This window comes from Arthrobacter sp. (assembly GCF_030540645.1).
Classification (GTDB): Bacteria; Actinomycetota; Actinomycetes; order Actinomycetales; family Micrococcaceae; genus Specibacter.
In genome coordinates this window covers 19,128-43,304 of the sequence record NZ_JAUNVV010000013.1, presented here as the reverse complement: position 1 = coordinate 43,304, position 24,177 = coordinate 19,128, and the positions used below count along the sequence as shown (strand labels likewise).

Genomic DNA, 24,177 nt, shown 5'->3' with positions numbered 1-24,177 from the left:
AATTTCCTGCTTTCCTTGTGCGTTTCTTAAATGGCTCAAACCGACCCCATGCCGAAGTATTCGGCGAGGTCGGCCAAGTTGAGCGTCTTACTGCTCGATGGTTGCGTTGCCGCCGAAGATCCACAACACGGCCTTGCCGAATCCCAGATCCAAGACGGTAACAATTCCCATCACGATGACCACGAATACCAGCACGACGACGGTGAAGTTGATCAACTCTTTGCGAGTGGGGGTGACAACCTTCTTCATTTCGCCAATGACTTGGCGGAGGAAAAGAGCTATCCGGCTAAAAAGTCCAGGCTTGCTGGGCTTTGTTGCTTTTTTGGCTGGGCCCTTGGAGCTGCTTGCCGCAGTTTCGGTCACCAGTGCCTCACTCATCAATTGTTGTAAGTACTTGCAAGTCCGTGAATACGGACCGCACGCCATGCAAAAAATATTCGCCCGAGTACTGGCCTGCATGCACGAAGTGTTTCGTGCAGCCAAGCTGCTGTACTCATGCGCAGGGCAGACAGGACTCGAACCTGCAACCTGCGGTTTTGGAGACCGCTGCGCTACCAATTGCGCCACTACCCTTTGGAATTCACCTACTGGCCCGGCCAGCTGCGTGAGGAATCCAATCGGTGCTAATAACCATGAACAACTTACAGTCTGGAAGCCGTCTTTCCAAAACCGGCCTGCAGGCGTGAATCATCATGGCGCTTGAACACCGGTAAACCATTCTACGCATCTTATGGCTGTACGTCGAACCGGGCAGCAGATGCGCCTAAAGTAGACAGTGACGATGTGTGTATTTTGTGCCTCCCACCGAAGAAAGAGTCCTGATGTCTGCCGAACTGACAGCTGACCAAGCCTCCGGGCGCCGTGTTTCCGCCCGGATCGCCGCCATTGCCGAATCCGCCACCCTGGCCGTAGATGCCAAGGCCAAGGCCTTGAAAGCTGCGGGCCGGCCGGTCATTGGCTTTGGCGCCGGTGAACCGGACTTCCCCACCCCCGACTACATTGTCGAGGCAGCTATTGCCGCTGCCCGGCAGCCCAAATACCACCGCTACTCCCCCGCCGCCGGATTGCCGGAACTGCGCAGCGCCATCGCCGCGAAGACGCTGCGTGACTCCGGCTACACTGTTGATCCCGCACAGGTGCTGGTGACGAACGGTGGCAAGCAGGCTGTGTACGAGTCCTTCGCCACGTTGCTTGATCCAGGCGATGAAGTCATTGTGCCGTCCCCCTACTGGACCACCTACCCGGAAGCCATCCGCTTGGGAGGCGGCGTGCCGGTCGAGGTTTTCGCGGGCCCGGAGCAGGGCTACCTCGTCACGGTGGAGCAGTTGGATGCTGCTTGGACTCCGCGCACCAAAGTGTTGCTGTTTGTGTCCCCCTCCAATCCAACCGGTGCCGTCTACTCCCCCGAGCAAACCCGCGAGATTGGCTTGTGGGCGGCTTCCAAGGGCATCTGGGTCATCACGGATGAAATCTACGAACACCTCACCTACGACGACGTGCCGTTCACCTCGATTGCCACGGCAACACCCGAATTGGGCGACCGCGTGGTCATCCTCAACGGCGTGGCCAAGACCTACGCCATGACCGGATGGCGCGTGGGTTGGATGATTGCGCCTCTGGATGTCACCAAAGCAGCGACCAACATGCAGTCCCACGCAACCTCCAACGTGGCGAATGTGTCCCAAATGGCCGCACTGGCCGCTGTCTCGGGTCCGTTGACGGCCGTTGAGGAGATGAAAGTGGCCTTTGACCGCCGTCGCAAGGCCATGGTTGCTGCGTTGAACTCCATTGACGGGGTCGAGTGCCCCACCCCGCATGGCGCTTTTTATGCCTACCCAGACGTCCGCGCCCTGCTGGGCCGTGAAATTGGGGGGATCCGTCCGGCCACCTCGGTTGAACTTGCCGCACTGATTCTGGACAAGGTGGAAGTTGCCGTGGTCCCTGGAGAAGCGTTCGGCCCCAGTGGCTTCCTGCGCCTGTCCTACGCCCTCGGCGACGACGACCTCGCCACAGGTGTTGGGCGGCTGCAGGAATTCCTGGGCGCAGCCAAGTAGCGAAAAGCCCTGTTGCTGATGACATTATTCGCAGGATTCGTCAGTGAATCCTGCGCCAGTGACTCTGTGGCGCAGGATTGGGACCTCAACCCAGCGCATAGCTGAAGTCGCGGACGCTGCAGCGGGAGGTCCCGGAGCGGGGATGGATTTTCGAGGTCGCCCAAGCGACCGAGGAAATCTTACTGCCCGCGAGGGACTTCCCGCTGCAGTCGGCGACCGGTAGTCGGTGGCCTAGAGCAGGCGGCGGTCCACTGCCCAGCGGGTGAGTTCGTGGCGGGAAGACAATTGCAGTTTGCGCAGTACGGCCGAAACGTGGGTCTCCACGGTCTTGATGGAGATGAACAGGGCCTTGGCCACCTCCTTGTACGAATAGCCGCGCGCAATCAAGCGCATGACTTCCAGCTCCCGGGCTGACAGCTTGTCCAGTTCGTCTTCCACGGCCACTTCGGCTGTGCCGAAGGCGTCCAGCACAAAGCCGGCCAGCCTGGGCGAAAACACGGCATCTCCGCCTGCCACGCGCCTGACGGCAGCGGAAATTTCGCTGCCGGAAATTGATTTGGTCACATAGCCGCGCGCACCAGCGCGAATCACCGACACCACGTCTTCGGCAGAGTCGGAAACGCTCAGTGCCAGGAACTTCGTGCCAGTGAGCAACGCCGCACAGCCGGCGATGACTTCGCGCCCACCCTGTCCCCGGCCACCGGGCAGATGCACATCAAGCAGCACCACGTCTGGCTGCACGGCATGAACGGCGGCAATGGCCTCTTCAACAGTTGCCGCTTCCGCCTGTACGTCAATGTCCGCGGCCAGATCTGCTTTGAGGCCGGAGCGGAAGATTGCGTGGTCGTCGACAATCACTACCTTGATGGGCGTTGCAGGCACAGTCATTTGGCTTCCTCATTTGCTGATGTTTCGCTGGGCAGATGCAGCCGGACTTCAGTGCCTTCCGCTGAACTAATGATCTCAGCGGTGCCGCCGTTGCGTTGCATGCGTCCGACGACGGACTCCCGGACTCCCAGCCTGTCCGTCGGCACGCCCGTCAGGTCAAAGCCCGACCCGCGATCCTTCACGAAGACGTCAACACCTTTTTCCCCTGCTTCCACGTACACGGATACCGCGGTTCCACCGTGCCGTACACCGTTTAGCACGGCCTCTCGCACGGCTTGTACCAACGCACTGCTGTGTTCGGTGAGTTCAGCATCGCCCACCGCAACAACCTCCACGGCCTGGCCGTAAAGGTCCTCCGCCTCGGCACACACGGCTTTGACACGCTCAACCAGGGCGCCCGAATTGTGCGCGGAATCTTGGTAGATCCATTCCCGCAGCTCGCGCTCCTGCGCACGGGCAAGGCGAGTCACCTCACTGGGCGAATGGGCGTTCTTCTGGATCAAGGCCAGGGTTTGCAATACGGAGTCGTGCAGATGGGCGGCAATTTCTGCCCGTTCCGTTTCACGAATACGTCCGGCTCGTTCATTTTGGAACTCCCGCCAAAACTTCATCGCCCAGGGGGCCAGCACGAGTGCCACACCCGCCAGCACTGCCAGGGAAGCCACTATTGAGGCCCAGAGCAATGGCCACGATCCAGAACCAGTCACCATGACGATCACGCCAGCAATCACGAGGGCTGTGCCACCACCCAAGCGCAACAACGCAGTGGGTGTGTCTGCTTTTGCCGCACTCAGTAAACCGATTCGACGGGTGTTGTCCAGCTGGATCCATGCCAGCACGGCGCCCAAGACTATGACCAGGAGCGGGACCAGCGTTCCCAGCTGCAGGTCCCAGCCCATTTGCCTGCCAAACAAGATGAAAGCCACAACGAAGAGTCCCCCACCAATGGCAATTTCCTTGAAGCCAACGGGGGTTTTGGTGCGCTCGGGGTGTGGGGTATCGGCTATTGCTGCTCCTGCGGCAGGGCGGAAAAGCTTCAACCTCGGATTCCCGTCGGCCTCCACGACTGGGGGCGACGCACCAGCACGCTCATCGGCCATCGGAACCAACAGCCACAACCACGCGTAAAAGATCAGGCTTGCGCCAAAGAAGAAACTGGTGCCAATGAAGATGGCGCGCACCAGCCCCACCTTGATCCCCAGGTGCTGGGCCAGCCCGCCGCAAACCCCCGCGACCATGCGCTTCGGGGAACGGTACATCTTTGCGCTCATGCCTCAATCCAAGCATGCTCAGGGCCAGCCCGCAGTGCTTCCCGGGGTTGCTTCAGGGTTCTTTCAGGGTCACCCCGGATAGTCCAAGGGGCATTGAACAGGAACCATAGAAGCATGGACACCTCACACAGCACCCCAGAACAGCCGGAAGGGCCCACACCCAGCCCGGACAATCCCGCACCACCTCCGCCAGCACCGGAAAATTTCCAGTCCGGCACCTACCGTCCCGGGCCTCCGCCGGAATCGGCCAAGTTCTTTCAGTGGATCCACGGACTCGGTGTGCAACGCTCCCCCAACCGCTGGATGGGCGGGGTATGCAGCGGTTTGGCGCACCGGTGGGGGATCGATCCCGTCATTGTCCGCGGCCTGACAGTGGTCCTGACCCTATTTTTTGGTGTTGGGCTGCTAGCATACGGAGTTGCCTGGGCGCTGCTGCCGGAACCCGACGGCCGGATCCACGCGCAGGAGGCCGGCCGCGGCCACTGGTCCACCGGCATGAGCGGGGCGGTGGCGCTGGCAATCCTCGGCTTGCTCGGCCAAGGACCCGGCTTTGCTGTGGGCCAGGACGATTCCTGGTTCCCCTGGCCACTATTTTGGCTCGCCGGAGTCACGGCCGTCATTTACTGGGCCGTGACGCGAAATAAGTCAAAGCCTTCCGCCCCACCCCAGTGGCAGGGGCCCCACCAAGGCCCTACCCAGGGACCGTTCCAGGGGGCACCGCAAAGCCACCACGAAAGCCAGCCGTTCCCGCCGGAGCAGTGGCAGGAACCACCGTTGATGTACCCGTCATCTGGTACCTTTACGCCAAATCCGCAGATGTATGTGAAGCAAAAGCCGCACAAGATCACACCTCGAATGGGCACAGCTGCAAGCCTTTTGACATTGGGTCTGGCTGTGGTGGTTGGCGCTGTTGTGCTGATCCTGGACAGCACGAACGTCGTTGACCTGCATGGCTACCAGGTGGCCACCGCAGCGGCTGCTGCGGCGATCACCGCCGGCGTTGCCATTGTGGCAGCGGGCGCCATGGGGCGGGCGGCAGGTGGTGTCAGCGCGTTTGCCATTGTCATGCTGGTGCTGGCCGGCCTGCTGAGCATCCCACCACATAACGGGCAATTCACGGCGTTGAACAACATGAACTGGGCGCCCACCTCCATCAGCGCAGCTGAAACGGGCCGCTCCATGGTCTTTGGCGATGCAACCCTTGACTTCACGCAGTTCAGCACCGGATCCCTGACCACGGATGTCCAGATCCCCGTCAATGTGGTGGCCTCCTCCGTCACCATCAAAGTCCCCAAGGACATGCCGGTGCGGCTCAAGAGCGAGTTGGCCGCATCCTCACTGACGGTCGACGGCGCAGACCAGACCGGTTCTCTTGCCACGAGTGCAACCACCGACCTCAACGTGCAGGCGAAAGGCCACCGCATGGTCATCACCTTGCAAGGTGCGGCCAGCGACATCACCGTTGTATCCGTTGCCTCCACCGTTCCTGCGGCAGTGACGCCATGACCGGTGCTGGGAACCCCATCAATTCAACAGCGAAGGAATACCTCATGAACAACGCAACAGATGACCTTGGCATCCCCCAGGAAGGCAGCAACCGCCCAACCACGCAGAAGCCCCAGATGCGGGTGGGCACCATGGTGTGGGGCGCCGTCGTGCTTGTCCTTGGTGTTTTGCTCATCATTATCCGCCAGACGGGGCTCGAGCTTGATGCCGGGCAAACAGCCATGTGGCTGCTGCTGGGAGCCGGAGTCGCCATGATTGCTGGTGGGGCTGTGCATCTTTTACGTCGAAAGTAGCTGCCGCGGACGACTCCGCGCCACATACACGGAGTTGTCCGGATCACACGGCCGTCTAGAATACTATGAGAGGAGCTCAATGGTGCGCTCAAATCACATTGACTCCACCCTCGAAGGGCCTATAGACACATGAAGATTGGAATTCTCACCAGCGGCGGAGACTGCCCTGGCTTGAATGCTGTAATCCGCGGAATCGTATTGAAGGGCATCAAGGTCTACGGACACGAATTTGTGGGCTTCCGTGATGGCTGGCGCGGTGTTGTTGAAGGCGATGTCATGGATTTGCCCCGCCACATGGTGCGCGGCATTTCCAAGCAGGGTGGCACCATCTTGGGCACTTCACGCACCAACCCCTTTGAAGGCAACGGTGGCCCTGACGTCATCAAGGCCCACATGGAACGCCTCGGCATCGACGCCATGATCGCCATTGGCGGGGAGGGCACGCTGGCTGCGGCCCGCCGCCTGACCGACGCAGGTTTGAAGATCGTGGGCGTTCCCAAGACCGTGGACAACGATCTTGACGCCACCGACTACACCTTCGGCTTTGATACTGCCGTGCAGATTGCCACTGAGGCGATCGACCGGCTGCGCACCACCGGAGAGTCCCACCACCGCTGCATGATTGCCGAAGTCATGGGCCGCCACGTGGGCTGGATTGCGCTGCATGCAGGCATGGCCACAGGCGCCCACGCAGTGTTGATCCCGGAACAAAAAACCAGCATGGACCAGATCGTGGCATGGGTTCTGGAGGCACGCGACCGCGGCCGTGCGCCGTTGATCGTGGTGGCCGAGGGGTTTGTCCCCGACCACCAGGATTCCGCCCATTCCGAACGCGGTCTGGACGCCTTTGGCCGTCCGCGCCTTGGCGGCATTGGCGACCAGCTGGCCCCGGAGATTGAGGCCCGCACCGGCATTGAAACCCGAGCCACCATTCTTGGCCACATCCAGCGCGGTGGCGTCCCCTCCAGCTTCGACCGTGTGCTGGCCACCCGGTTGGGCATGGCCGCCGTCGACTCGGTTGTGGAAGAACGTTGGGGCACCATGGTTTCGCTCAAGGGAACCGAGATTGAGCACGTGCCCTTTGAGGCCGCCCTCGGGAACCTGAAAAAGGTGCCACAGCACCGCTACGACGAAGCGGCCATCCTGTTCGGCTAGTGAAATCCGCCGGCGCCCCCTGCACTCCTGTGCCGGGGGCGCTAACGTTTAAAGCATGACGTTTGACCTTGCCTCCGCACCCATTGTCTTCCTGGCGTGGGAACGCGGCCTTGGCCTGCCCGCCGATTCACTCTTGGTGGGTGCCGAGAAGGGGCGGATCACCCACGTCTCCAACTCACCGCAGCTGACCTTCATTCGTTTGTGGGACCAGTCGATCCTGACGGGCCCGGAGCATTTGCTCACCGCGGCCGAAGCGTACGACGACGACGAGCTCAGCGACCATTCGACCATGCTCCGCCTCACCCGTTACGACGGCGGCCGCGGTCTGGGCACGCAGGGCCTGTACTACGCCGACGACCTTGCCGTGTTCCAGCCTGCCCACACAGTGCACGTTGCCACGGGGCCCGGGCCTGTGGCTGTGCTGGAGTCCCTGTGCCCGCCGGATGATGTCAATGACGTGCGGCTTTCACTGCGGGAACACCAGTTCACCGTCATGGACTCGGGTACCTCCGACGCCGGCCCCGTCGCCTGCAGTGCGTACGCCGAGTACCAGGGGCTGCTGGCCCAGATTGGCACGCTGGTTGCCCCCGAGCACCGGCGTCAGGGTGCGGGGCGGCTGGCCACAAGCATCGCCGCCCAGGAAGCCTTGGGTGTAGGCCTAATTGTGCAATGGCGTGCGGATATCAATAATTCGGCCGCTCATGCGTTGGCCATCTCAATAGGCTTCAGTGTTGCTGGCTTGCAGACTCAGGTTGCACTGCAGGCTCGCTAAAAGTTGCATAGATGGCCTCGACTGGGCGTGGTTTGGCAAAGAACGCTGCCGTCAGTCCGCCGAGCAGCACCACGGCGGCCGGCAACAACATTGACTGGCCCATGGCCGTGGCGAACCCGGCCTGCAAGGCAACTGGCAGCTGCCCTCCGAACCCGCTCGCCCCAGCAGGGGCTCCGGCGGGCATCTCAGCTGCCAGCCGTGCCGTGATCAGCGCGGCGATGGCCGCCGAGCCCAGCACGGAGCCAATCTGGCGGGTGGTGTTGTAGATCCCTGCACCGGCCCCGGCTTCACGCGGGCCGAGGTTCCGGGTGGCCGTGGTGGAGAGCGGGGTCCAAATGCCTGAACTGGCAATACCCAACAGCCCGCTGGGGAGCAGGAACAGCCAGATGGGGGTTGCGGGTGTCATCAGCACGGACGTCCATACAAGTGAGGCGGCCATCAGCACGAACCCTGAACAGGCCACGTAACGAGGGTTGATTGTGTCCACGAGCTTGCCCACGAACGGTGCCAGTATGCCGGAGATCAAAGCCATAGGGACCATCATGAGTGCTGACTCGGTGGGTGTCAGCCCGCGGACCAGCTGGTAGTAAAAGAACAACGGGAGCGTCATGGCGGTGATGCTGAAGCCCACGGTGGTGATGGAGGCATTCGCAAGCGAAAAATTACGCACCTTGAACAGGTGCAGCGGCACGAGTGGTTCGCCCTTGGTGACGGCCTGCCAACCAACAAACAAGACAAGGAAGATGATTCCGGCGATGATCAGGCTCCACACTGTCAGCGGTCCGGCGATGGTGCCCCAGTCATATTTGGCCCCTTCCTGAATGCCAAAGACCAACAGGAACAAGCCGATGGAGCTCAGCGCCACACCCAACAGGTCGAAGGTGTGATTGTGGGTCTGCAGCTTCGGGACGAGCCGCACAGCCATGACGAACGCCACAATGCCCACAGGGACGTTGACGAAGAAGATCCATTCCCAACCCAGCCCGTCCACCAGCACGCCACCAAGGATGGGGCCCACCAGCATGGCCACGCCAGCAGTTGCACCCCACAGGCCCATTGCGGGCCCTCGCTTGTCGGGAGCGAAAATACGGGTGATGACAGCCATGGTCTGGGGAGTCATCATGGCTGCACCGAGTCCCTGAACTACACGGGCCAGTATCAGCATGCCGATGCTTCCCGAGAGCCCACACCACAGCGAAGCCAGTGTGAAGACAACCAAACCAATCAAATAGAGGTTCTTGGGCCCGTACTTGTCACCTAGCCGTCCCGTGACGAGCAGCGGTACTGCATAGGCCAGAAGGTAGGCGCTCGTCACCCAGATGACGGAAGTGATGTCCGTGTGGAGTCCTTCCATGATCTTGGGGTTTGCCACCGAAACGATGGTTGAATCCACTAGGATCATGAAGAATCCTAGAACGAGTGCCCACAATGCGGGCCACGGCTTTGCCACGATATCCATGGGTGATCCTTAGAGTCGAAAAATACTGTTCATGGCATGCGCCCTTACTGATTAGCCTCTGTGGCTATTTGCGGAGCCGTGCTGCCCGGCGGCTTGTCCATCCAGGGCAGGGAACCTTCATGAAGCTCGCTACAGAGGCGCTGCAACCAGTCAAGTTCTGCCCTGAGCAGGTGTTGTTGGTAGCCCACGTCGATCCAGTATTGCCGGGCCACCTCTCGTGCAAGCGCCAATTTCCGGTCGGCTTCCAGCACGGCAAATTCCTTTTCCAATGCCGCACGCCGAACGTCCAGGAGTTCGATGACTTCCGCAGCTGGCAGGTTGTGCGCTTCAGAAAGTGCCTGGGCGAAGCGGGGGTACTCCTTGACCGGCTCTGCCAGCAGGGAACGCAGGCCTGCAGCCAGCCGCGCCGTCCCTGCCGGGAGTATTGCGAATGTGGTGCGTTCGGGGCGATTACCGTCGCGGGTGGTGCCGATGGCTTCCACCAGCCCGGCCCCAACCAGCCTGTCCACCGCGTGGTACAGGGTGCCCGGTCTGACCTTGAGCAGGCGGTCTTCATGACGGTGGATCAACAACTGGTACATCTCATAGGGGTGCATGGCGCGTTCCGCAAGCAAGCCCAACGCCGCCATGGCCAGCGGCGATAGTTGTTCTCCTGATGGCATGCCCAGCTCCTTCCACAACTCGTCCATGGATCAAACGCAGGATTGAACCCACAGCTATTATTCCACATGAAGTATTCCTCACGGAATACCCGGCTTCAAAGTCCCCAAACTTTTCCAAGTGCACGGGCCCCACTCTGGGGAGGGCCCGTGCAGGGCACCGCTTACTGGGGAGCGTGTTACCTGGGAGCGCGCAAAAACCCGCTCTGCCTGCCGACTACTTGCCCGGCGTCGGTGGCAACAATAATTTCCTGGTTGGCAGGGTATCTTTCACCGGCATCATTCACGCTCAAAACGGCGTCGGGGTCCACTGAACGTTTGATGACGGCCAAGGCGATGGGACCCATTTCAAAGTGCTGGGCCACGGAGGTGACTTTTCCCACCACACGGTCTTCGAGGAGAACTTCACTGCCTGGGGCCGGGAGCGTGTGCAGCGACCCGTCAAGCTGTAAGAACACCAGGCGGCGCGGCGGGCGGCCCAGATTGTGCACGCGAGCGATTGTTTCCTGGCCCTTGTAGCAACCCTTGGACATGTGCACGGCCGTGCGCAGCAGGTCCAGTTCGTGCGGAATGGTTTTGTCGTCGGTTTCGGCCCCGCGGCGGGGGCGCCACGCGGCAAGGCGTAAGGCTTCCGCCGCCCAGACGCCCGCCAGTGGCCGCTGGCCAACGGCTTCTTCCAGCTCGCCTGTCGGCATAAGGTATTCGCGCCAAGGCCGTTCAAGGCCGGGATGCTGGTCCTCGGAAACAGCGGCGTAGCTGTACCCGCCGGCGCCAACGTGCGGCCAGGGATCCACCCAAACCAAATATTTGTCCCATTCGGGAACCTCGGACACCGATCCCACTACGGCCCAGTCCGCCGAGACATCTGCAATTTCAACCCGCAACATGAACTTCATGGAATTAAGCCACGCGGCCAAGGGTGCTGCTTCCTCGGCTTCGACGATCAGCCAGGTCGTCTCGCCGTCGTCAACAACCCTCGCATCGAACTCGATGCGGCCTTGAACCGTGAGCAGCAACAGCTCGGTGCCTGTGTTTGGGGCCAGATTGCTCAGCTGTTGGCTGGATAAGGTGTTCAGCCAGCTCAACCTGTCCGGGCCGGCCACGGTCACCACCCCACGGTGGGAAAGATCCACGACGGCGGTACCGGGCTTCCCCAAATATCCGGCCAGCAGACGCTGTTCACGGTTGGGGTCGCCATAGTGTGCGGCAACGCCGGCGTCGAGGCCGCCTGCCTGCACGGCTCCGTGACGGTTCAACAAAGGACTCAAATAGCTCATATCGCGTGCAACGCCTTCTCGTAGCGGCCTATTCCACCGCCCGGGGCGGGCAGCAGTTAGGAGTTGACCTTGTGCAGGGCCGCCGAGGCATGCGCATCAAGGGATTTCCCTTGGGCAGCCACATCCCAGCGCCAGTAAAGGTCGCCGTTCACAAGCCCAAAAATGCGGGTTGCCGCTGTGTAGTCCTTAGCTCCGGCGCCCCGCATGACAGCGTCAGTGGAGAGTTGGATCTGCGGACCCTTGATGCTGCCGTAATACAGTTCGGAGATGCCGCCTGGATGGACAATGTTGACCACCAGGTCAAAGCCGCCGTCCGCGTTGCGCAGCGCCTCGACATCCTCTGCCGTCCGCAGTGCAGGGACCATGTCGGCAGGAATCAAGCCGGGACCGCCGTCGGAATCATTCAAGGGGCGATCAAGCTGCCAAAAGCCTGTTTCCACGGAGAGCGGGCGCAGAACAGTGCCGTTTTCATCCGTCAGCCAGGACTCTGCCGAGTATTGCAGGTAAGGCAGCCCGTTGTCCTTGAAGGTCGCCGTCTGGATGAAGTATTCATCGTCGGCTTCGCCGGCGCCAAGGCGGCCAGCACCGGTCCAGGTGCCAAGCAGCCATGACAGCGGAACCAATTCCGGGGTCAGGCCGGTGGGAATTTCAATGGCCATGGCAGATTACTGCTGACCTTTGAACAGGCGCCACACCACCAGTCCGGCAAACCAGGCCATGGCCACGCCGGCCAACACCAAAAGGCAAATGAAGAAGATTTCCAAGGCAAGTACGCTCATGCTGCCATCCTACAATGATCTGCCGGGCTTCCTAGCGGACCGCTTCATGACGGGGTGTGCCGTGGCATGAATTCACCCCCCGGTGCGGTCTGACTAGTGCAGAATAATCTTTTCCACGAAGTAGACAAGGGCGCCCAACGAGAGGATGGGTGCCAGTCCTGCAGCCACAACACCCACCACATGTTCTGGTTTCCGCGACAGGGTCCGCAGTTGGCGGAAAGCAGCCATGACAGCGCCCACCAAGACGCCTAGCACGGCTGCCTGAACTACGTGCAGATTGGAAAACAACAGGGCCGCGAGGGGCCCGGCCAGCGCAGCCATCACGATCGCCAACGGTGCAAGCACCCGATCAGGCCAGGGAAGCATGCCCACGGCAATAGCCACCGCGGCACTGATGGCCACAATGAGTGTCATGCCCGGCTCCCCCAAGAAGCGGATGGAAGCCACCCACCCGCTCGCAAAACCCGCAATGGCAACTCCGGTTCCGGCTCCCAGGGTGGATTCCAGCCGATACTTCTGCCCGGTGCCACGAAGCAGCTGCACCACCATAACCCCGGCAAAACCTACAGCGATCAAGATGGGTGTCCACACCAGGTAGTCCCCGCCCGCATCCAGGCCGGCGGTCAAGGCGGAGCCGACACCAGTGAGGGCGATGACAGTGCCCAGTGTCTTCTTGGCAGGAATGGCCAAGTAGTGCGGCCAGCCATACCCAAAGGCAGCTGACAGGGCAATCCCGAAGCCCGCCGTCCAGCCCAACCCCAGATAGTGCGCTGCCACCAGCAGCACCAAGGCAACGATGGATATAAGTCCGGCTATGGATGACTTCACACACCAATCCTCCCTTATTCTGCCGGTACACTGTGGAACAACCCTCGCGGACGGTGCGTCTTGACTTTTTTGGCTGCTTTCAGCGCAGGCCCTGAAACTTGTTCGTCGCTGAAAGATGCGTGCTCAATGCACTTTGTTAGGAAGTCATGTCGCAGATTTTAATGTTGACCAACCACCGGGGCAGTTCCTTGGATATCCTGCCTGCGCTGGAGCTGCTCAGCCACAACGTCCGCATTCTTCCAGCAGTACCCACCGCCTTGCTTGACGCAAAACCCGCGGACCTCATCATGGTTGACGCCCGGCAGGATCTATCCGGCTCCCGGTCCCTCTGCCAGCTGCTGCGTGCCACCGGCATCAGCATTCCCTTGTTGCTGGTCTTGACGGAGGGCGGCATGGCAGCCGTGACAGCGTCATGGTCGGCAGATGACGTAGTGCTTAATGTTGCCGGGCCCGCAGAGGTGGAAGCTCGCATCCGGTTGGCCTTGACCCGTGTGGATGCGGCGGAAGACAGCTCACACCAGGAAATCCAGGCTGCCGGGATTGTCATCGACGAGGGCAGCTACACCGCGCGGGTTCACGGGACAGTGCTGAACCTTACCTACAAGGAATTTGAGCTGCTGAAATATCTTGCCCAGCATCCGGGGCGGGTTTTCACAAGAGCCCAGTTACTCAATGAGGTGTGGGGCTACGACTACTACGGGGGCACTCGCACGGTGGATGTCCATGTTCGGCGCCTCCGCGCGAAGCTGGGATCCGAGAATGAGAAACTGATCAGCACCGTCAGGAACGTGGGTTATCTGCTCAGCGTTGCCAAAATGCCCGACGACGCCCTCAGCGAGGCATGACACCCGCTGCCAGGAAGCCACGAGAGGAACCACCTTTGAACCGCAAACTCTTTCCTGAAGCGCTCCTGGTCATGGACTACGGCACCGTTGAAGCACAATTTGACAGCCATCGCCTGGAACGCCTGCAGTCAATGGTTCAGCTGGGCACACCCGTGTCGACGGATTCCCTTGACGACCCTGCCGTTGCCGGGCGCCTGGCTGAGATTGAAATCCTCATCACCAGCTGGGGCGTGCCCTTGCTTGATGAAGCCAGGCTGGCTCAGCTGCCCAAGCTCAGGGCAGTCTTTCACTGTGCAGGTTCTGTGCGTCCGTTCGTCAGCGACGCACTATGGGACCGTGGGATTGTTGTTTCCAATGGTGCCGACGCCAACGCCGTCCCGGTGGCCGAATTTACTTTGGCCACCATCATTCTTGCTGGCAAGCGGGCACAAGTGCTGGCAAATGATGCCCGTAACCACCGTGGCTCAAACAGCTATGGCCAGCTGCGCGGTGAGCTCGGCAACCTAGGCAGGACCGTTGGGGTGGTGGGCTACTCCAAGATTGGCCGGCGCGTGGTTGAACTGCTGCAGATGCTGGAGGATGTGCGCGTGTTCGTTGCGGATCCTTATGCAGACCCCGTGAAGGTTTCCGCTGCAGGCGCCACGCTAATTCCATTGGATGAACTCATCCCATCAGTGGACATCCTCTCCCTTCATGCCCCCGAGCTTCCCAGCACGCGTCACATGATCGGGGCGGTGGAACTGGCCGCCTTGGCGGACAACGCCACCTTGATCAACACGGCCCGCGGCTCGCTCATTGATACGGCCGCATTGGAGGAGGCCTGCCGCGACGGCCGCATCACCGCCATCCTGGATGTCACAGACCCCGAACCGCTTAACGCCGATTCCATCCTCTATGACCTTCCAAATGTGGTTCTGACACCCCACATTGCCGGTTCGCTGGGGACGGAAACCCGCCGGATGTCTGACATGGCGCTCAACGACCTGGCCCACTACCTCAACGGCGAACCGCTGGATGCTCAGGTGCACGCCCACGATATGAACTTAAGCGCGTGACCCAACCCCGGATACGGCAAAAGGGCCCATTTCCTTAACGGAAATGGGCCCTTTTGAATAAGTGGAGGACATACGGGTCGAACGTATCGAAGGCACCCCACTGGTGCATCCCCCCAGCACAACTTCAGGAACCATTGAGTCCCTCAACTTGCCACCGCACTCCGGTTGCCCGGCCGCGGCGCTCTCAAACTGTATGTCATCACCGCGCTTGGGTGCAAATTGGCTCCAGGACCAAGCTGACGCCGGGCTCATTCGACACAATCACAGCCGGAGAGTCTCGCATTAGCTTGCGCACTCACACTAGGCTGTGGTTATGAGCCCCGCAAAGACTGACAGCTGGCCGGTAACGGTGGTTCCGGGCGCGCCCGGCCCTGAGCTCCTGCAGGAGATCCAGACTGTGATTGACGCAGCCGAAGACGCTGACGGCAATCCGCCCTTCTCGGAACAAACCCTCGTTGAACTCAAATCCGCTCAGGCGGGCCCACACACTGTGCTGACCCTGCTCACCTATGCCCCAGAGGACGCCTCACCCACGGTCGGTGAGGACCTTGCCGGTGTCGCCGTGGTGGTGCTCGACGGCAGTGAAGGCGTGCTGGAAATCGTTGTGCACCCGGCCTACCGCAATGAGGGCGTCGGAGCCATTGTGGTGGACAAACTGATTGAGGTCCGCGGGCTCAAAGGCATCAAGGCCTGGTCTCACGGCGATCATGAAGCTGCCGCTGATCTTGCCGCCAGCTACGGCTACCGTGCCATCCGCGAATTGTGGCGCATGCGCCTTGTCCGGCAGACGCCGTCGTCCCTGGCACCACCGGAGCAACCCGACCTTGACTACCCAACGCCCGACGGCGTGCGGTTGCGGACATTTATTCCGAACCAGGATGAGCAAGCATGGCTGGCAGCCAATGCCGCAGCGTTTGCCCACCACCCGGAACAGGGGGCGCTGACCCTTGACGACCTGCAGGCCCGTATCGCCGAGCCATGGTTTGACCCGGCAGGATTCTTTTTGGCAGTCAATGACGCTGATGAGATTTTAGGGTTCCACTGGACGAAGGTCCATGCCTCCCGCCCCGGCCAGGCTGCCATGGGCGAGGTGTATGTGGTGGGGGTGACTCCTGCGGCGCAGGGATTGGGGCTGGGCCGGACGTTGACGCGGCAGGGCATCGACCACCTGCAAAATGCCGGCCTGCGTGCCATTATGCTTTACGTTGACGCAGACAATGACGCCGCAGTTTCGCTGTACCGCCAGCTGGGCTTTACGAAGTGGGATTCCGACGTCATGTACGGGCCGATGTCTGCCTAAGGTGTTGGCCCTCCCAACGGATTGGGCCCACGCTGACAAGTGTGATTCAAAGCAGTACCAACTCTGAGGACCAGTGGATGAAGCGCGAATACAAGGGGACCCTGAACAAGGCAGCAGGAAGCGGCCGGGAACGTTTTGTTTCCGGGGAAGTACCCTCTTCACGGGCCACCCAAGACAGGATTGAGATCCCCGATTTTGAGCCCACGCTCATTCCTGAAGGGGACATCACTCCCGACAGGTTCCTCGACCGTGAGCTGAGCTGGCTGGCTTTCAACGCCCGGGTCCTGGAATTGGCCGAAGACCCCGATTTGCAGCTGTTGGAGCGGGTAAACTTCCTGTCGATCTTTGCCTCCAACTTGGACGAGTTCTTCATGGTGCGCGTGGCCGGCCTGAAGCGCCGCATTGCCACCGGCCTGGCCGTGCCTTCCCCTGCAGGCTTGAGCCCGCTGGAAGTGCTGGAGCAAATCAGCGAAGCCGCCCATGAACTGCAGGTTCGGCATTCACACGTCTTCGCCAGCCAGATCAGACCCGCACTGGCTTACGAGCACATCCACTTGGTCCATTGGGAGGAGCTTGACGACCCCTCCAAGGTGCAGCTGGCGAAGATGTTCTCCGAGAAGATCTTCCCCATCTTGACGCCGCTGGCAGTTGATCCGGCCCACCCGTTCCCTTACATTTCCGGGCTGTCGCTGAACTTGGCAGTTGTGGTCCGTAACCCCGTCAGCGGCAAGGAACTATTTGCCCGCGTCAAGGTCCCGGACCTACTGCCCCGGCTCGTTGCCCTCGACGGACCCCGCGCTGGCACGGTGCCCGGGCGCGTGGCCCGCTTCATTCCGCTTGAAGAAGTCATTGCCCAGTACCTCGACCAGCTCTTCCCGGGCATGGAAATTGTGGAGCACCACACTTTCAGGGTCACTCGCAATGAGGATCTGGAAGTTGAAGAGGACGACGCCGAGAACCTTCTGCAGGCGCTGGAGAAGGAACTGCTGCGCCGCAAGTTCGGCCCGCCCGTGCGCCTTGAAGTGGCCACGGACATCAACCCCAGCATCCTGGCACTGCTGGTTCGCGAACTGGATGTTGAAGAGTCCGAGGTCTACAAACTGCCAGCACCGCTGGATTTGCGCGGACTGTCCGTCATCGGCGCCATCGACCGCAGCGACTTGCGCTACCCCAAGCATGTGGCCCACACCTCGCGCGATCTGAACCCGTCCGAAACGTCCAAGGCTGCGAACGTGTTTGCGGCCATGCGCCGCCGCGACATTCTCCTGCACCACCCCTACGACGCGTTCTCCACTTCAGTGCAGGCCTTCCTGGAGCAGGCCGCAGCCGACCCCAAAGTCCGTGCCATCAAGCAGACCCTGTACCGCACCTCCGGCGACTCCCCCATCGTTGACGCGTTGGTGGATGCCGCGGAGGCCGGCAAGCAAGTGTTGGCGCTGGTGGAAATCAAGGCTCGTTTTGATGAACAGGCGAATATTTCCTGGGCACGCAAACTTGAGCAGGCCGGCGTGCACGTGGTGTATGGCATTGTCGGTCTAAAAACCCACTGCAAGCTGTCTTTGGTGGTCCGTCAGGAACAGGATGGGCTGCGCCGCTACTGCCACATTGGCACCGGCAACTACCACCCCCGCACCGCGCGCTACTACGAAGATTTGGGGTTGCTGACGGCCGACAACCAAGTGGGTGAAGACCTCTCGAAGCTGTTCAACCAGCTGTCCGGCTACGCGCCCAAGACGTCCTTCGACCGCCTGTTGGTGGCGCCACGCTCTGTGCGTTCAGGCTTGATCGAGCTGATCGACGCCGAGATCGCCAACAAGAAGGCCGGCCTGCCAGCCAAGGTGTGCATCAAGGTCAACTCCATGGTCGATGAAGCCATCATCGACTCCCTGTACCGTGCTTCCCAGGCAGGGGTGGACGTCGGTGTGATTGTGCGCGGCATTTGCTCCCTGCGGCCGGGAGTGCCCGGACTCAGCGAGAACATCACAGTGCGTTCAATTCTGGGCCGCTTCCTTGAACACTCCCGAGTCTTTACCTTCGCCAACGCCGGGGATCCTATTGTCTACATGGGCTCTGCGGACATGATGCACCGCAACCTGGACCGCCGTGTTGAAGCACTGGTCCGGCTTTCCAACCGTGAAGACATTGCCGAGGTTGACTCGTTGATGACGCGCTACCTTGATCCGGGCACGTCCAGCTGGCACCTGGACAACGACGGCGAATGGAAACGACACCATCAAAACGACGAAGGAGAACCGTTGCTCGATGTCCAGTCATGGCTGCTTGCCAGCCGTTCCCGTTCGCGATCAGCACTGCATTCGTAATGCGCAACACTGAACATCTTGAAGAACCGGTGGATGAATTCACCGGCCCCTCCATCTACGCGGCGGGTGCACTGTGCTGGCGGGTCAAGAAGAAGAAGCTTGAACTCCTGCTGATCCACCGCCAACGCTATGACGACTGGTCCTGGCCCAAGGGGAAACTCGATAAAGGCGAAACCTTGGCTGAATGTGCCGTGCGCGAAGTGTACGAGGAAGTCGGCCTGCCCATCACGTTGGGCATTCCGCTGCCTTCCATCTGCTACCCCGTCAAGCCCGGCCTCAAGGAGGTCCACTACTGGGCTTCTTCAGTGGATGATATGCCTCCCATCCCTGATGGGAAGGAGGTGGACGCGGCAATTTGGTGCAGCCCCAACAAGGCCCGCGGCCTGCTGTCCAACCCTTCCGATGTGGAGCCGCTTGAAGCTTTGGTGGCCGCTCACGAGAACGGCACCCTTGACACGTGGCCGCTGCTGATTATCAGGCATGCCAAAGCCAAACCCCGTTCAGCATGGACACGCGCTGAGGGCGAACGTCCCCTGGCTGCGACGGGAAAACGCCAGGCCTTGTACCTTCAGCGGCTGCTGATGTCATGGCACCCCGCACGTATCCAAACCAGCGGCTGGATGCGCTGCATCTCAACAATTTCCCCTTACGCCCAAGCCACCAAGGCAAAGGTCAAGGTGGTGCCTTGGCTGACCGAGACCGACCACAAGCGCAATCCAGCCAAGGTCGAGGCAACCGTGGAAAAGCTGCTCACAAGGACCAGCGCCACTGCCGTGTGCACGCACCGCCCTGTGCTGCCCACGATTCTGACCACGCTGGCCGGACACATGTCCGCCGATCTGGGCGAATCACTGCCGTTGCTGGATCCGCACCTCTCCCCCGGAGAGGTCTTGGTGGCCCATGTTTCGCTCGAAGAACCCGGCCGCATTGTGGCCCTGGAACAGCACAAGCCCTACGAAGACTGACATCCGCCACTGGCGAGCACACACCTTGACCGCTTGTTCGCACCTTGACCGCTTATGCGGCGGGAGCACTCCCCGCATAAGCATCCAAGCAGCGTTTATACGCTACACAACATGACACCCCTCCCTTTGTATTGCATACTTGACACAAAGGTTTTCGAAGTATGGGGGAAATGATGTTGGCACCGAACCTGTTTGAGATTCTTGTGGTGCTGGCGCCCGTCGTGGCACTGGCCTGCCTTGTCCTATACCTGGTGCTGCGCTTCGTCGTGTGGGCTCCGAAGCCGGACAAGATCCTCGAGACCGTGCGCAAGCACGCGCTGTGGACTGGTGTCATCGCCTGGGCACTGAGCAGCCTGGTTGCCGCCGGGCAGGCTGGAATATATCCCCCTGGGCAGCTGCAGGCGGTCGGTTCCGCCTGGGCCCTCATTCCCTGGTTCGCGATCTTCGCTCCGATCGTCGCCGTGCTGGGCGCCCACGCCATTGGGCAGGCGTCCTGGCCTGCACCAAAATCCCCCCAGCGCGCCGCAGTGTTGGAATTCCGCCGAGCCCGCGACTTCGTTGAGCCCGTGCTGGGGGCGGTGGTGTTGGGAGTGTTCATCTTCTCCGCCGGAACCCTGACTTGGTTGGCGTTCACTCCCGCCTTTCCCGCACTGGAGCCACTGTCATCAATTGTCGGAACGGGTTGGGCGGGGGCCACCACCGGAAGGATTGAAGGCTATGTGCTGGCCGCAGCCTTGGGTGCGGCATTGCTTGTCCTGACGTTCGGCACTCTGTTGGTCATGCGCCTGATTGCCTCACGCCGTTCTCTGGAGATGCTGACTGCCGAACAAAATAGAACACTCCGGGTCATCGGCATGAACCGCCTCTTACGCGTCTGTGCGACCATTGCCTCGGGGTTGGCCGGCATTGCCGGGAACTTCATGGTCCAGTCCATTCCCAACCCGGATGTCATCTCCACGTCCTGGATCAACTGGATGGGCGTGGTCAACGTGGTCATTCTCGGCGTCATGCTTATGTGGAAGCCGCCGTTCCTGGGAGCAAGCGGCGATTCGGTGGGCTCTTCCTCCGCGGCTGCGGAACTGGCACTAGGCGATGGCCCAGCCGCCGCCAAGGTGGGCGATTCGGCGCTGTCAGTCGTGTTGCCCGTGATCCTAGTCCTCGGCCTGGGGGCTGCCGCTTTCCTCCCGTGGCGCGACGGTTTGTCTTTGATATTCCTGGGGGTGATTGCCCTTCTGCTCACCTTTGCAGGCTCGGAATTCCTCATCAGTCGCAATTACGCCAGGCCGGGGCGTCCCCGTGTGCAGTTGGGCAAGCCATTGCCCTGGCCCCTGTGGGCGGCACTTCTGCTCGCCGCCATGGGACTTGCGCTGGTCCTGAGCCTACTGTCGTCGTCCAGCTCCGCGGGCAACACCCCCAACTCCTCGTTCCTCACCCCCCTTGCCTACGCCTTGGCCATCCCAGTCATCGGGACCTGGGCAGGGGCGCTGGTCCTTCGGCGTCCAGCCCTGAATAACTCGCCAGGCTCCTTTGACACCTTGCTGCGCCGCCGCTCTCTTTTCCGCATTGGGCGGACGGTTGCTGGAGGCTGGTTCGCGATCCTCGGGGTGTTGGTGCCGGTAGTGCAGTCGGATCCGAACCCGCTGGCACTCCAGTTCAACACCCAGCTCCTCGGCATCCTGTGCCTGATCATCGGGGCACTCCTACTGCTCTTTCCCGTGCGAAAATTCACTCCGGCCGACTACTGCGGACAGACACCTGTGCCGCTGCCGAACGCTTCCTCGAGCGGCAGGTAGCAAGGCGTGGAAGCACGCATTGTCATCGACTTGGGCACCGCCACACCACCTTACGAGCAGGTAAAGACGCAGATTGCCTCACTCATTGCCGTCGGTGAACTACACTCCGGCACCCGATTGCCCACCATCAGGAGTTTGGCCGGTGACCTGGGCGTTGCAGCGGGAACCGTGGCCCGTGCCTACAAGGAGCTTGAAGCGGTGGGGCTTGTCACCAGCAACCGCAGGCAGGGGACGGTGGTCGCAGGTTCCCGCCACGCCCAACCACTGGAGGACCAGGCTCCGCCACCGGCGCCGGAGGTGCTCGCCGCCGTCGACCAGTTGCTGGAGGCGGGCGAACAAGCCGGGTTGGATGAAAAGACGCTAATCTCACTAATTCAGGGACGGCTCCGGCAGCGGAGGGCCAAGTAGACTGGTGCCCGTGACTGCAAAAATCGAGACCCTGTATGAAGACATGCTCCGCGACGTGCTGGCCAACGGCACCATGAAGTCGGACCGGACAGGCACGGGCACGCTGAGTGTCTTCGGCCGCCAACTACGCTTCGACCTCTCCGAAAGCTTCCCGCTCATCACCACCAAGCGGGTCCATTTCAAGTCAGTGGCCATGGAGCTGCTGTGGTTCTTGCGCGGTGATTCCAACGTTCGCTGGCTGCAGGAAAACGGTGTCAAGATTTGGAACGAATGGGCGGACGACGCCGGTGAGCTAGGTCCGGTCTACGGCGTCCAGTGGCGCTCATGGCCCACACCGGACGGGGAACACATCGACCAGATTAGCCAGGTCATGGAGTCGCTTCACGAGAATCCGGACTCACGCAGGCACATTGTCTCAGCGTGGAATGTGGGCGAATTGAAGAACATGGCGCTGCCCCCGTGTCACGCATTTTTCCAGTTTTACGTTGCCCCCACCGAGGACGGCCGTGGCAAACTCAGCTGCCAGCTGTACCAACGTTCCGCTGACACGTTCCTCGGCGTGCCCTTCAACATTGCCTCCTACGCGCTACTGACGATGATGATGGCTCAGCAGTTGGACATGGAAGCGGGCGAATTCATCTGGACCGGAGGCGACGTGCACATTTATGAGGACCACCTCAGCCAGGTCGCCGAGCAGCTCGGCCGTGCGGCGTACCCTTACCCGCAGCTGCGTTTCGCACGCAGGCCCGAGTCAATCTTCGACTACTCCTTTGACGACTTCGAGCTGGTCAACTACCAGCACCACCCTGCGATTAAGGCCCCGATTGCCGTATGAGTGACGCACCCGTTACCCCGAAGTACTACCATTTCGCTCAGCCCATCATCGGCATGATCTGGGCACAGACCAACCAAGGCATCATTGGCGCTGGCGGAGGCATGCCGTGGCACCTGCCGGAAGATCTGGCACACTTCAAAAAGGTGACCCTCGGACACCCTGTTGTCATGGGCCGTAAAACCTGGGATTCCTTCCCGGAGAAGTTCCGTCCTTTGCCGCAGCGTACGAACATCGTGGTGACCCACCAGGAAGGGTGGGCCGCATCGCCTGAGGCGAGCGGCGCCGTCGTGCTTGACTCGGTGGAGGAAGCCCTGGTGGAGGCGCAGTTCTCCCCCGGCGGCAACGAGGTCTGGGTCATCGGCGGCGGGCAGGTCTTTGAGCAGGCGATTGAGCATTGCAATGTGGCTGTGGTCACCGTCATTAATACAGGTGTCTCAGGTGACACGCAGGCGCCCGTGCTGGATCATGAGTGGACGTTTCGCGGGGCGTCGCCGGTGGAGGGCTGGCACACGTCGAAGAACGGCACCGAATACCGGATCACCCTGTGGGCCAGAGGCGAAACCGAATTCGAGGCGCCGGAGTAGCACCGGGCCGGAGATGGGGAGTCCACCCCATCGCGGCCACGGATTCGCACCGCTAAGCTCAGATTGGATTTGCAACAACTTACCCCGTCCCCGCACACTCCGGAGCTGTTATGTCTGAAATGCTGGGCGCTGATGTCGAAGAACTCCGCGCGCTCGCCAGGGACTTTTCTGGCAACTCACAAAAGCTTTCCCAAGCGCAGAAATTGCTTGACGGCGCCGTCAACCAGTTCCCGAGGTACTGGCAGGGACCAGACGCCCAGCGTTTCGCCGCGCAGTGGCGGGGCCAGCACCGCGGTGTCATTGCCCGCACGGCCACAATGTTGGATGAAACCGCCAACGAGCTGAACAAGAACGCCCGTGAGCAGGAGCAGGCCAGTTCCGTGGCCAGTTTGGGCGGGCCAGCTGGCGTGGCGGGGAATAGCACAAACCCTTGGGGACCGGATTGGCTATCGAAGGGGTCCCCCTTCAGGGACGGCTGGAAGCAGTACAGCAATGTCAAGAACGCCATAAACCTGCCCAAAAACATTTACGCCCTCACGTGGATGGCGCAGAAAGGTGCCGGGTATTTGGATGATCCGGCACAGTGGGCCAAGCTTGCCGGCCGTAGCGCACCGTTCAACATCATGGACTCCGCCACAGACCTGCTGGGGTTGAAGAACCTCAACAAGTATTTCCCGCAACTGAATTCCATGAAAGGGTTCTTCGCAGAGGCGCCCAAGTTCTTCAAGGGCACAGACCTTGAATGGCTCGGTAAAAGCGGCCTGGGCCGTGGAGTTGGTTGGCTGAGCGTGGGTCTCAGCGCTTTCGACACTGTGCAGAAAGGTGTCGAGGGTGATATCGGAGGGGCAATTTACTCCGGCGCGAAGACCGCGTTGGGTGTGGCCTGCTTCCTCCCGCCGCCGGCCGGCACTGTTGCCCAGATTGCCAGCGCCGGGTGGGCCATCTACGAGATTCCAGCTGTCAAGAGCTTCGTGGACAATGGTGTCAAATCCATTGGTGCCGGAATCACTGCAGCAGTCACCGACCCCGGCAAATTTGTCAATGATGTGGGCAAAGGAATTGAAGACCTCGGCAAGGGTGCCGCGAAATTCTTCGGATTCGGCTGAATCCGCCGATTCTCACCCATCACA

The 24,177-nt window shown here is 61.0% G+C and carries 23 protein-coding genes and 1 tRNA gene; 15 read left to right on the top strand and 9 right to left on the bottom strand.

The window, feature by feature from the left end; genetic code table 11:
• Nucleotides 1-87: 87 nt before the first annotated feature.
• Nucleotides 88-378 (bottom strand): preprotein translocase subunit SecE, encoded by a 291-nt coding sequence (gene secE, locus Q4P21_RS04380; RefSeq protein ID WP_207343504.1) that lies wholly within the window; start codon nt 376-378, stop codon nt 88-90.
• Between the two features lie 122 nt (nt 379-500).
• A tRNA-Trp gene (locus Q4P21_RS04375) sits at nt 501-573 on the bottom strand.
• Nucleotides 574-821: 248 nt separating this feature from the next.
• On the opposite strand from Q4P21_RS04375, the gene Q4P21_RS04370 reads away from it, so the two are divergent.
• Nucleotides 822-2,054, top strand: a complete 1,233-nt coding sequence (locus Q4P21_RS04370) for a pyridoxal phosphate-dependent aminotransferase (RefSeq protein WP_303387616.1) — start codon at nt 822-824, stop codon at nt 2,052-2,054.
• A 231-nt stretch (nt 2,055-2,285) separates the two neighbouring features.
• Here Q4P21_RS04370 and Q4P21_RS04365 read toward each other — a convergent pair whose 3' ends face one another.
• Together Q4P21_RS04365 and Q4P21_RS04360 are read right to left on the bottom strand one after the other, a co-directional pair.
• Nucleotides 2,286-2,942 (bottom strand): response regulator transcription factor, encoded by a 657-nt coding sequence (locus Q4P21_RS04365; RefSeq protein ID WP_303387615.1) that lies wholly within the window; start codon nt 2,940-2,942, stop codon nt 2,286-2,288.
• Nucleotides 2,939-4,213 (bottom strand): ATP-binding protein, encoded by a 1,275-nt coding sequence (locus Q4P21_RS04360; protein WP_303387614.1) that lies wholly within the window; start codon nt 4,211-4,213, stop codon nt 2,939-2,941. Before Q4P21_RS04360 ends, Q4P21_RS04365 begins: the two co-directional genes overlap by 4 nt.
• Nucleotides 4,214-4,327: 114 nt before the next feature.
• Between Q4P21_RS04360 and Q4P21_RS04355 the strand changes: the two genes are divergently transcribed.
• The 4 genes from Q4P21_RS04355 (at nt 4,328) to Q4P21_RS04340 (ending at nt 7,939) form a co-directional block, all read left to right on the top strand.
• Nucleotides 4,328-5,719, top strand: a complete 1,392-nt coding sequence (locus tag Q4P21_RS04355; RefSeq protein WP_303387613.1) for a PspC domain-containing protein — start codon at nt 4,328-4,330, stop codon at nt 5,717-5,719.
• A 44-nt stretch (nt 5,720-5,763) separates the two neighbouring features.
• Nucleotides 5,764-6,012, top strand: a complete 249-nt coding sequence (locus tag Q4P21_RS04350; RefSeq protein WP_303387612.1) for a hypothetical protein — start codon at nt 5,764-5,766, stop codon at nt 6,010-6,012.
• A 129-nt stretch (nt 6,013-6,141) separates the two neighbouring features.
• Nucleotides 6,142-7,167, top strand: coding sequence for a 6-phosphofructokinase (locus Q4P21_RS04345; RefSeq protein WP_207343498.1), 1,026 nt, complete (start codon nt 6,142-6,144; stop codon nt 7,165-7,167).
• Nucleotides 7,168-7,222: 55 nt separating this feature from the next.
• Complete coding sequence (locus Q4P21_RS04340) at nt 7,223-7,939, top strand: GNAT family N-acetyltransferase (RefSeq protein WP_303387611.1); 717 nt, start codon at nt 7,223-7,225, stop codon at nt 7,937-7,939.
• On the opposite strand, the gene Q4P21_RS04335 is transcribed toward Q4P21_RS04340, so the two are convergent.
• The 5 genes from Q4P21_RS04335 to Q4P21_RS04315 all read right to left on the bottom strand — a co-directional run bounded on the left by Q4P21_RS04335 (nt 7,893) and on the right by Q4P21_RS04315 (nt 12,941).
• Complete coding sequence (locus tag Q4P21_RS04335) at nt 7,893-9,398, bottom strand: DHA2 family efflux MFS transporter permease subunit (RefSeq protein WP_303387610.1); 1,506 nt, start codon at nt 9,396-9,398, stop codon at nt 7,893-7,895. The two genes, Q4P21_RS04340 and Q4P21_RS04335, sit on opposite strands and share 47 nt — an antisense overlap.
• Before the next feature lie 44 nt (nt 9,399-9,442).
• Nucleotides 9,443-10,060 (bottom strand): PadR family transcriptional regulator, encoded by a 618-nt coding sequence (locus Q4P21_RS04330; RefSeq protein WP_303387609.1) that lies wholly within the window; start codon nt 10,058-10,060, stop codon nt 9,443-9,445.
• A 176-nt stretch (nt 10,061-10,236) separates the two neighbouring features.
• The gene (locus tag Q4P21_RS04325) at nt 10,237-11,334 is read right to left on the bottom strand and encodes a folate-binding protein YgfZ (RefSeq protein WP_303387608.1); all 1,098 of its coding nucleotides are present in this window, start codon (nt 11,332-11,334) and stop codon (nt 10,237-10,239) included.
• A gap of 56 nt (nt 11,335-11,390) precedes the next feature.
• Nucleotides 11,391-11,993, bottom strand: a complete 603-nt coding sequence (locus Q4P21_RS04320; protein WP_303387607.1) for an FABP family protein — start codon at nt 11,991-11,993, stop codon at nt 11,391-11,393.
• A gap of 213 nt (nt 11,994-12,206) precedes the next feature.
• On the bottom strand, nt 12,207-12,941 hold the full coding sequence (locus tag Q4P21_RS04315; protein WP_303387606.1) for a permease: 735 nt from the start codon (nt 12,939-12,941) through the stop codon (nt 12,207-12,209).
• A 146-nt stretch (nt 12,942-13,087) separates the two neighbouring features.
• Between Q4P21_RS04315 and Q4P21_RS04310 the strand changes: the two genes are divergently transcribed.
• The 10 genes from Q4P21_RS04310 to Q4P21_RS04265 all read left to right on the top strand — a co-directional run bounded on the left by Q4P21_RS04310 (nt 13,088) and on the right by Q4P21_RS04265 (nt 24,153).
• Nucleotides 13,088-13,786 (top strand): response regulator transcription factor, encoded by a 699-nt coding sequence (locus Q4P21_RS04310; protein WP_303387605.1) that lies wholly within the window; start codon nt 13,088-13,090, stop codon nt 13,784-13,786.
• A 35-nt stretch (nt 13,787-13,821) separates the two neighbouring features.
• The gene (locus Q4P21_RS04305; protein WP_303387604.1) at nt 13,822-14,841 is read left to right on the top strand and encodes a hydroxyacid dehydrogenase; all 1,020 of its coding nucleotides are present in this window, start codon (nt 13,822-13,824) and stop codon (nt 14,839-14,841) included.
• Between the two features lie 313 nt (nt 14,842-15,154).
• Nucleotides 15,155-16,141 carry a mycothiol synthase gene (gene mshD / locus Q4P21_RS04300; RefSeq protein ID WP_303387603.1) on the top strand — a complete coding sequence of 329 codons (987 nt, stop codon included), beginning with the start codon at nt 15,155-15,157 and terminating at the stop codon, nt 16,139-16,141.
• A gap of 77 nt (nt 16,142-16,218) precedes the next feature.
• Entirely contained in the window at nt 16,219-18,462 is a 2,244-nt protein-coding gene (locus tag Q4P21_RS04295; RefSeq protein WP_303387602.1) for an RNA degradosome polyphosphate kinase, read from the top strand.
• Nucleotides 18,462-19,427 carry an NUDIX hydrolase gene (locus tag Q4P21_RS04290; RefSeq protein ID WP_303387601.1) on the top strand — a complete coding sequence of 322 codons (966 nt, stop codon included), beginning with the start codon at nt 18,462-18,464 and terminating at the stop codon, nt 19,425-19,427. Before Q4P21_RS04295 ends, Q4P21_RS04290 begins: the two co-directional genes overlap by 1 nt.
• 161 nt (nt 19,428-19,588) lie before the next feature.
• Complete coding sequence (locus Q4P21_RS04285; protein WP_303387600.1) at nt 19,589-21,220, top strand: hypothetical protein; 1,632 nt, start codon at nt 19,589-19,591, stop codon at nt 21,218-21,220.
• A gap of 6 nt (nt 21,221-21,226) precedes the next feature.
• Nucleotides 21,227-21,628: a GntR family transcriptional regulator gene (locus tag Q4P21_RS04280; RefSeq protein WP_303387599.1), complete on the top strand. Its 402-nt coding sequence runs from the start codon at nt 21,227-21,229 to the stop codon at nt 21,626-21,628.
• Nucleotides 21,629-21,671: 43 nt separating this feature from the next.
• Complete coding sequence (locus Q4P21_RS04275; RefSeq protein WP_303387626.1) at nt 21,672-22,463, top strand: thymidylate synthase; 792 nt, start codon at nt 21,672-21,674, stop codon at nt 22,461-22,463.
• Nucleotides 22,460-23,047: a dihydrofolate reductase gene (locus Q4P21_RS04270; protein ID WP_303387598.1), complete on the top strand. Its 588-nt coding sequence runs from the start codon at nt 22,460-22,462 to the stop codon at nt 23,045-23,047. The genes Q4P21_RS04275 and Q4P21_RS04270 overlap by 4 nt, the downstream gene beginning before the upstream one ends.
• A gap of 110 nt (nt 23,048-23,157) precedes the next feature.
• Nucleotides 23,158-24,153, top strand: a complete 996-nt coding sequence (locus Q4P21_RS04265; protein ID WP_303387597.1) for a WXG100 family type VII secretion target — start codon at nt 23,158-23,160, stop codon at nt 24,151-24,153.
• The last annotated feature ends 24 nt before the right edge of the window (nt 24,154-24,177 follow it).

Coding starts and splice junctions, on each gene's coding strand:
- secE (WP_207343504.1), bottom strand. CDS start 378: ATGAGTGAGGCACTGGTGACCGAAACTGCGGCAAGCAGCTCCAAGGGC.
- Q4P21_RS04370 (WP_303387616.1), top strand. CDS start 822: ATGTCTGCCGAACTGACAGCTGACCAAGCCTCCGGGCGCCGTGTTTCC.
- Q4P21_RS04365 (WP_303387615.1), bottom strand. CDS start 2,942: ATGACTGTGCCTGCAACGCCCATCAAGGTAGTGATTGTCGACGACCAC.
- Q4P21_RS04360 (WP_303387614.1), bottom strand. CDS start 4,213: ATGAGCGCAAAGATGTACCGTTCCCCGAAGCGCATGGTCGCGGGGGTT.
- Q4P21_RS04355 (WP_303387613.1), top strand. CDS start 4,328: ATGGACACCTCACACAGCACCCCAGAACAGCCGGAAGGGCCCACACCC.
- Q4P21_RS04350 (WP_303387612.1), top strand. CDS start 5,764: ATGAACAACGCAACAGATGACCTTGGCATCCCCCAGGAAGGCAGCAAC.
- Q4P21_RS04345 (WP_207343498.1), top strand. CDS start 6,142: ATGAAGATTGGAATTCTCACCAGCGGCGGAGACTGCCCTGGCTTGAAT.
- Q4P21_RS04340 (WP_303387611.1), top strand. CDS start 7,223: ATGACGTTTGACCTTGCCTCCGCACCCATTGTCTTCCTGGCGTGGGAA.
- Q4P21_RS04335 (WP_303387610.1), bottom strand. CDS start 9,398: ATGGATATCGTGGCAAAGCCGTGGCCCGCATTGTGGGCACTCGTTCTA.
- Q4P21_RS04330 (WP_303387609.1), bottom strand. CDS start 10,060: ATGCCATCAGGAGAACAACTATCGCCGCTGGCCATGGCGGCGTTGGGC.
- Q4P21_RS04325 (WP_303387608.1), bottom strand. CDS start 11,334: ATGAGCTATTTGAGTCCTTTGTTGAACCGTCACGGAGCCGTGCAGGCA.
- Q4P21_RS04320 (WP_303387607.1), bottom strand. CDS start 11,993: ATGGCCATTGAAATTCCCACCGGCCTGACCCCGGAATTGGTTCCGCTG.
- Q4P21_RS04310 (WP_303387605.1), top strand. CDS start 13,088: ATGTCGCAGATTTTAATGTTGACCAACCACCGGGGCAGTTCCTTGGAT.
- mshD (WP_303387603.1), top strand. CDS start 15,155: ATGAGCCCCGCAAAGACTGACAGCTGGCCGGTAACGGTGGTTCCGGGC.
- Q4P21_RS04295 (WP_303387602.1), top strand. CDS start 16,219: ATGAAGCGCGAATACAAGGGGACCCTGAACAAGGCAGCAGGAAGCGGC.
- Q4P21_RS04290 (WP_303387601.1), top strand. CDS start 18,462: ATGCGCAACACTGAACATCTTGAAGAACCGGTGGATGAATTCACCGGC.
- Q4P21_RS04285 (WP_303387600.1), top strand. CDS start 19,589: ATGGGGGAAATGATGTTGGCACCGAACCTGTTTGAGATTCTTGTGGTG.
- Q4P21_RS04275 (WP_303387626.1), top strand. CDS start 21,672: ATGCTCCGCGACGTGCTGGCCAACGGCACCATGAAGTCGGACCGGACA.
- Q4P21_RS04270 (WP_303387598.1), top strand. CDS start 22,460: ATGAGTGACGCACCCGTTACCCCGAAGTACTACCATTTCGCTCAGCCC.
- Q4P21_RS04265 (WP_303387597.1), top strand. CDS start 23,158: ATGTCTGAAATGCTGGGCGCTGATGTCGAAGAACTCCGCGCGCTCGCC.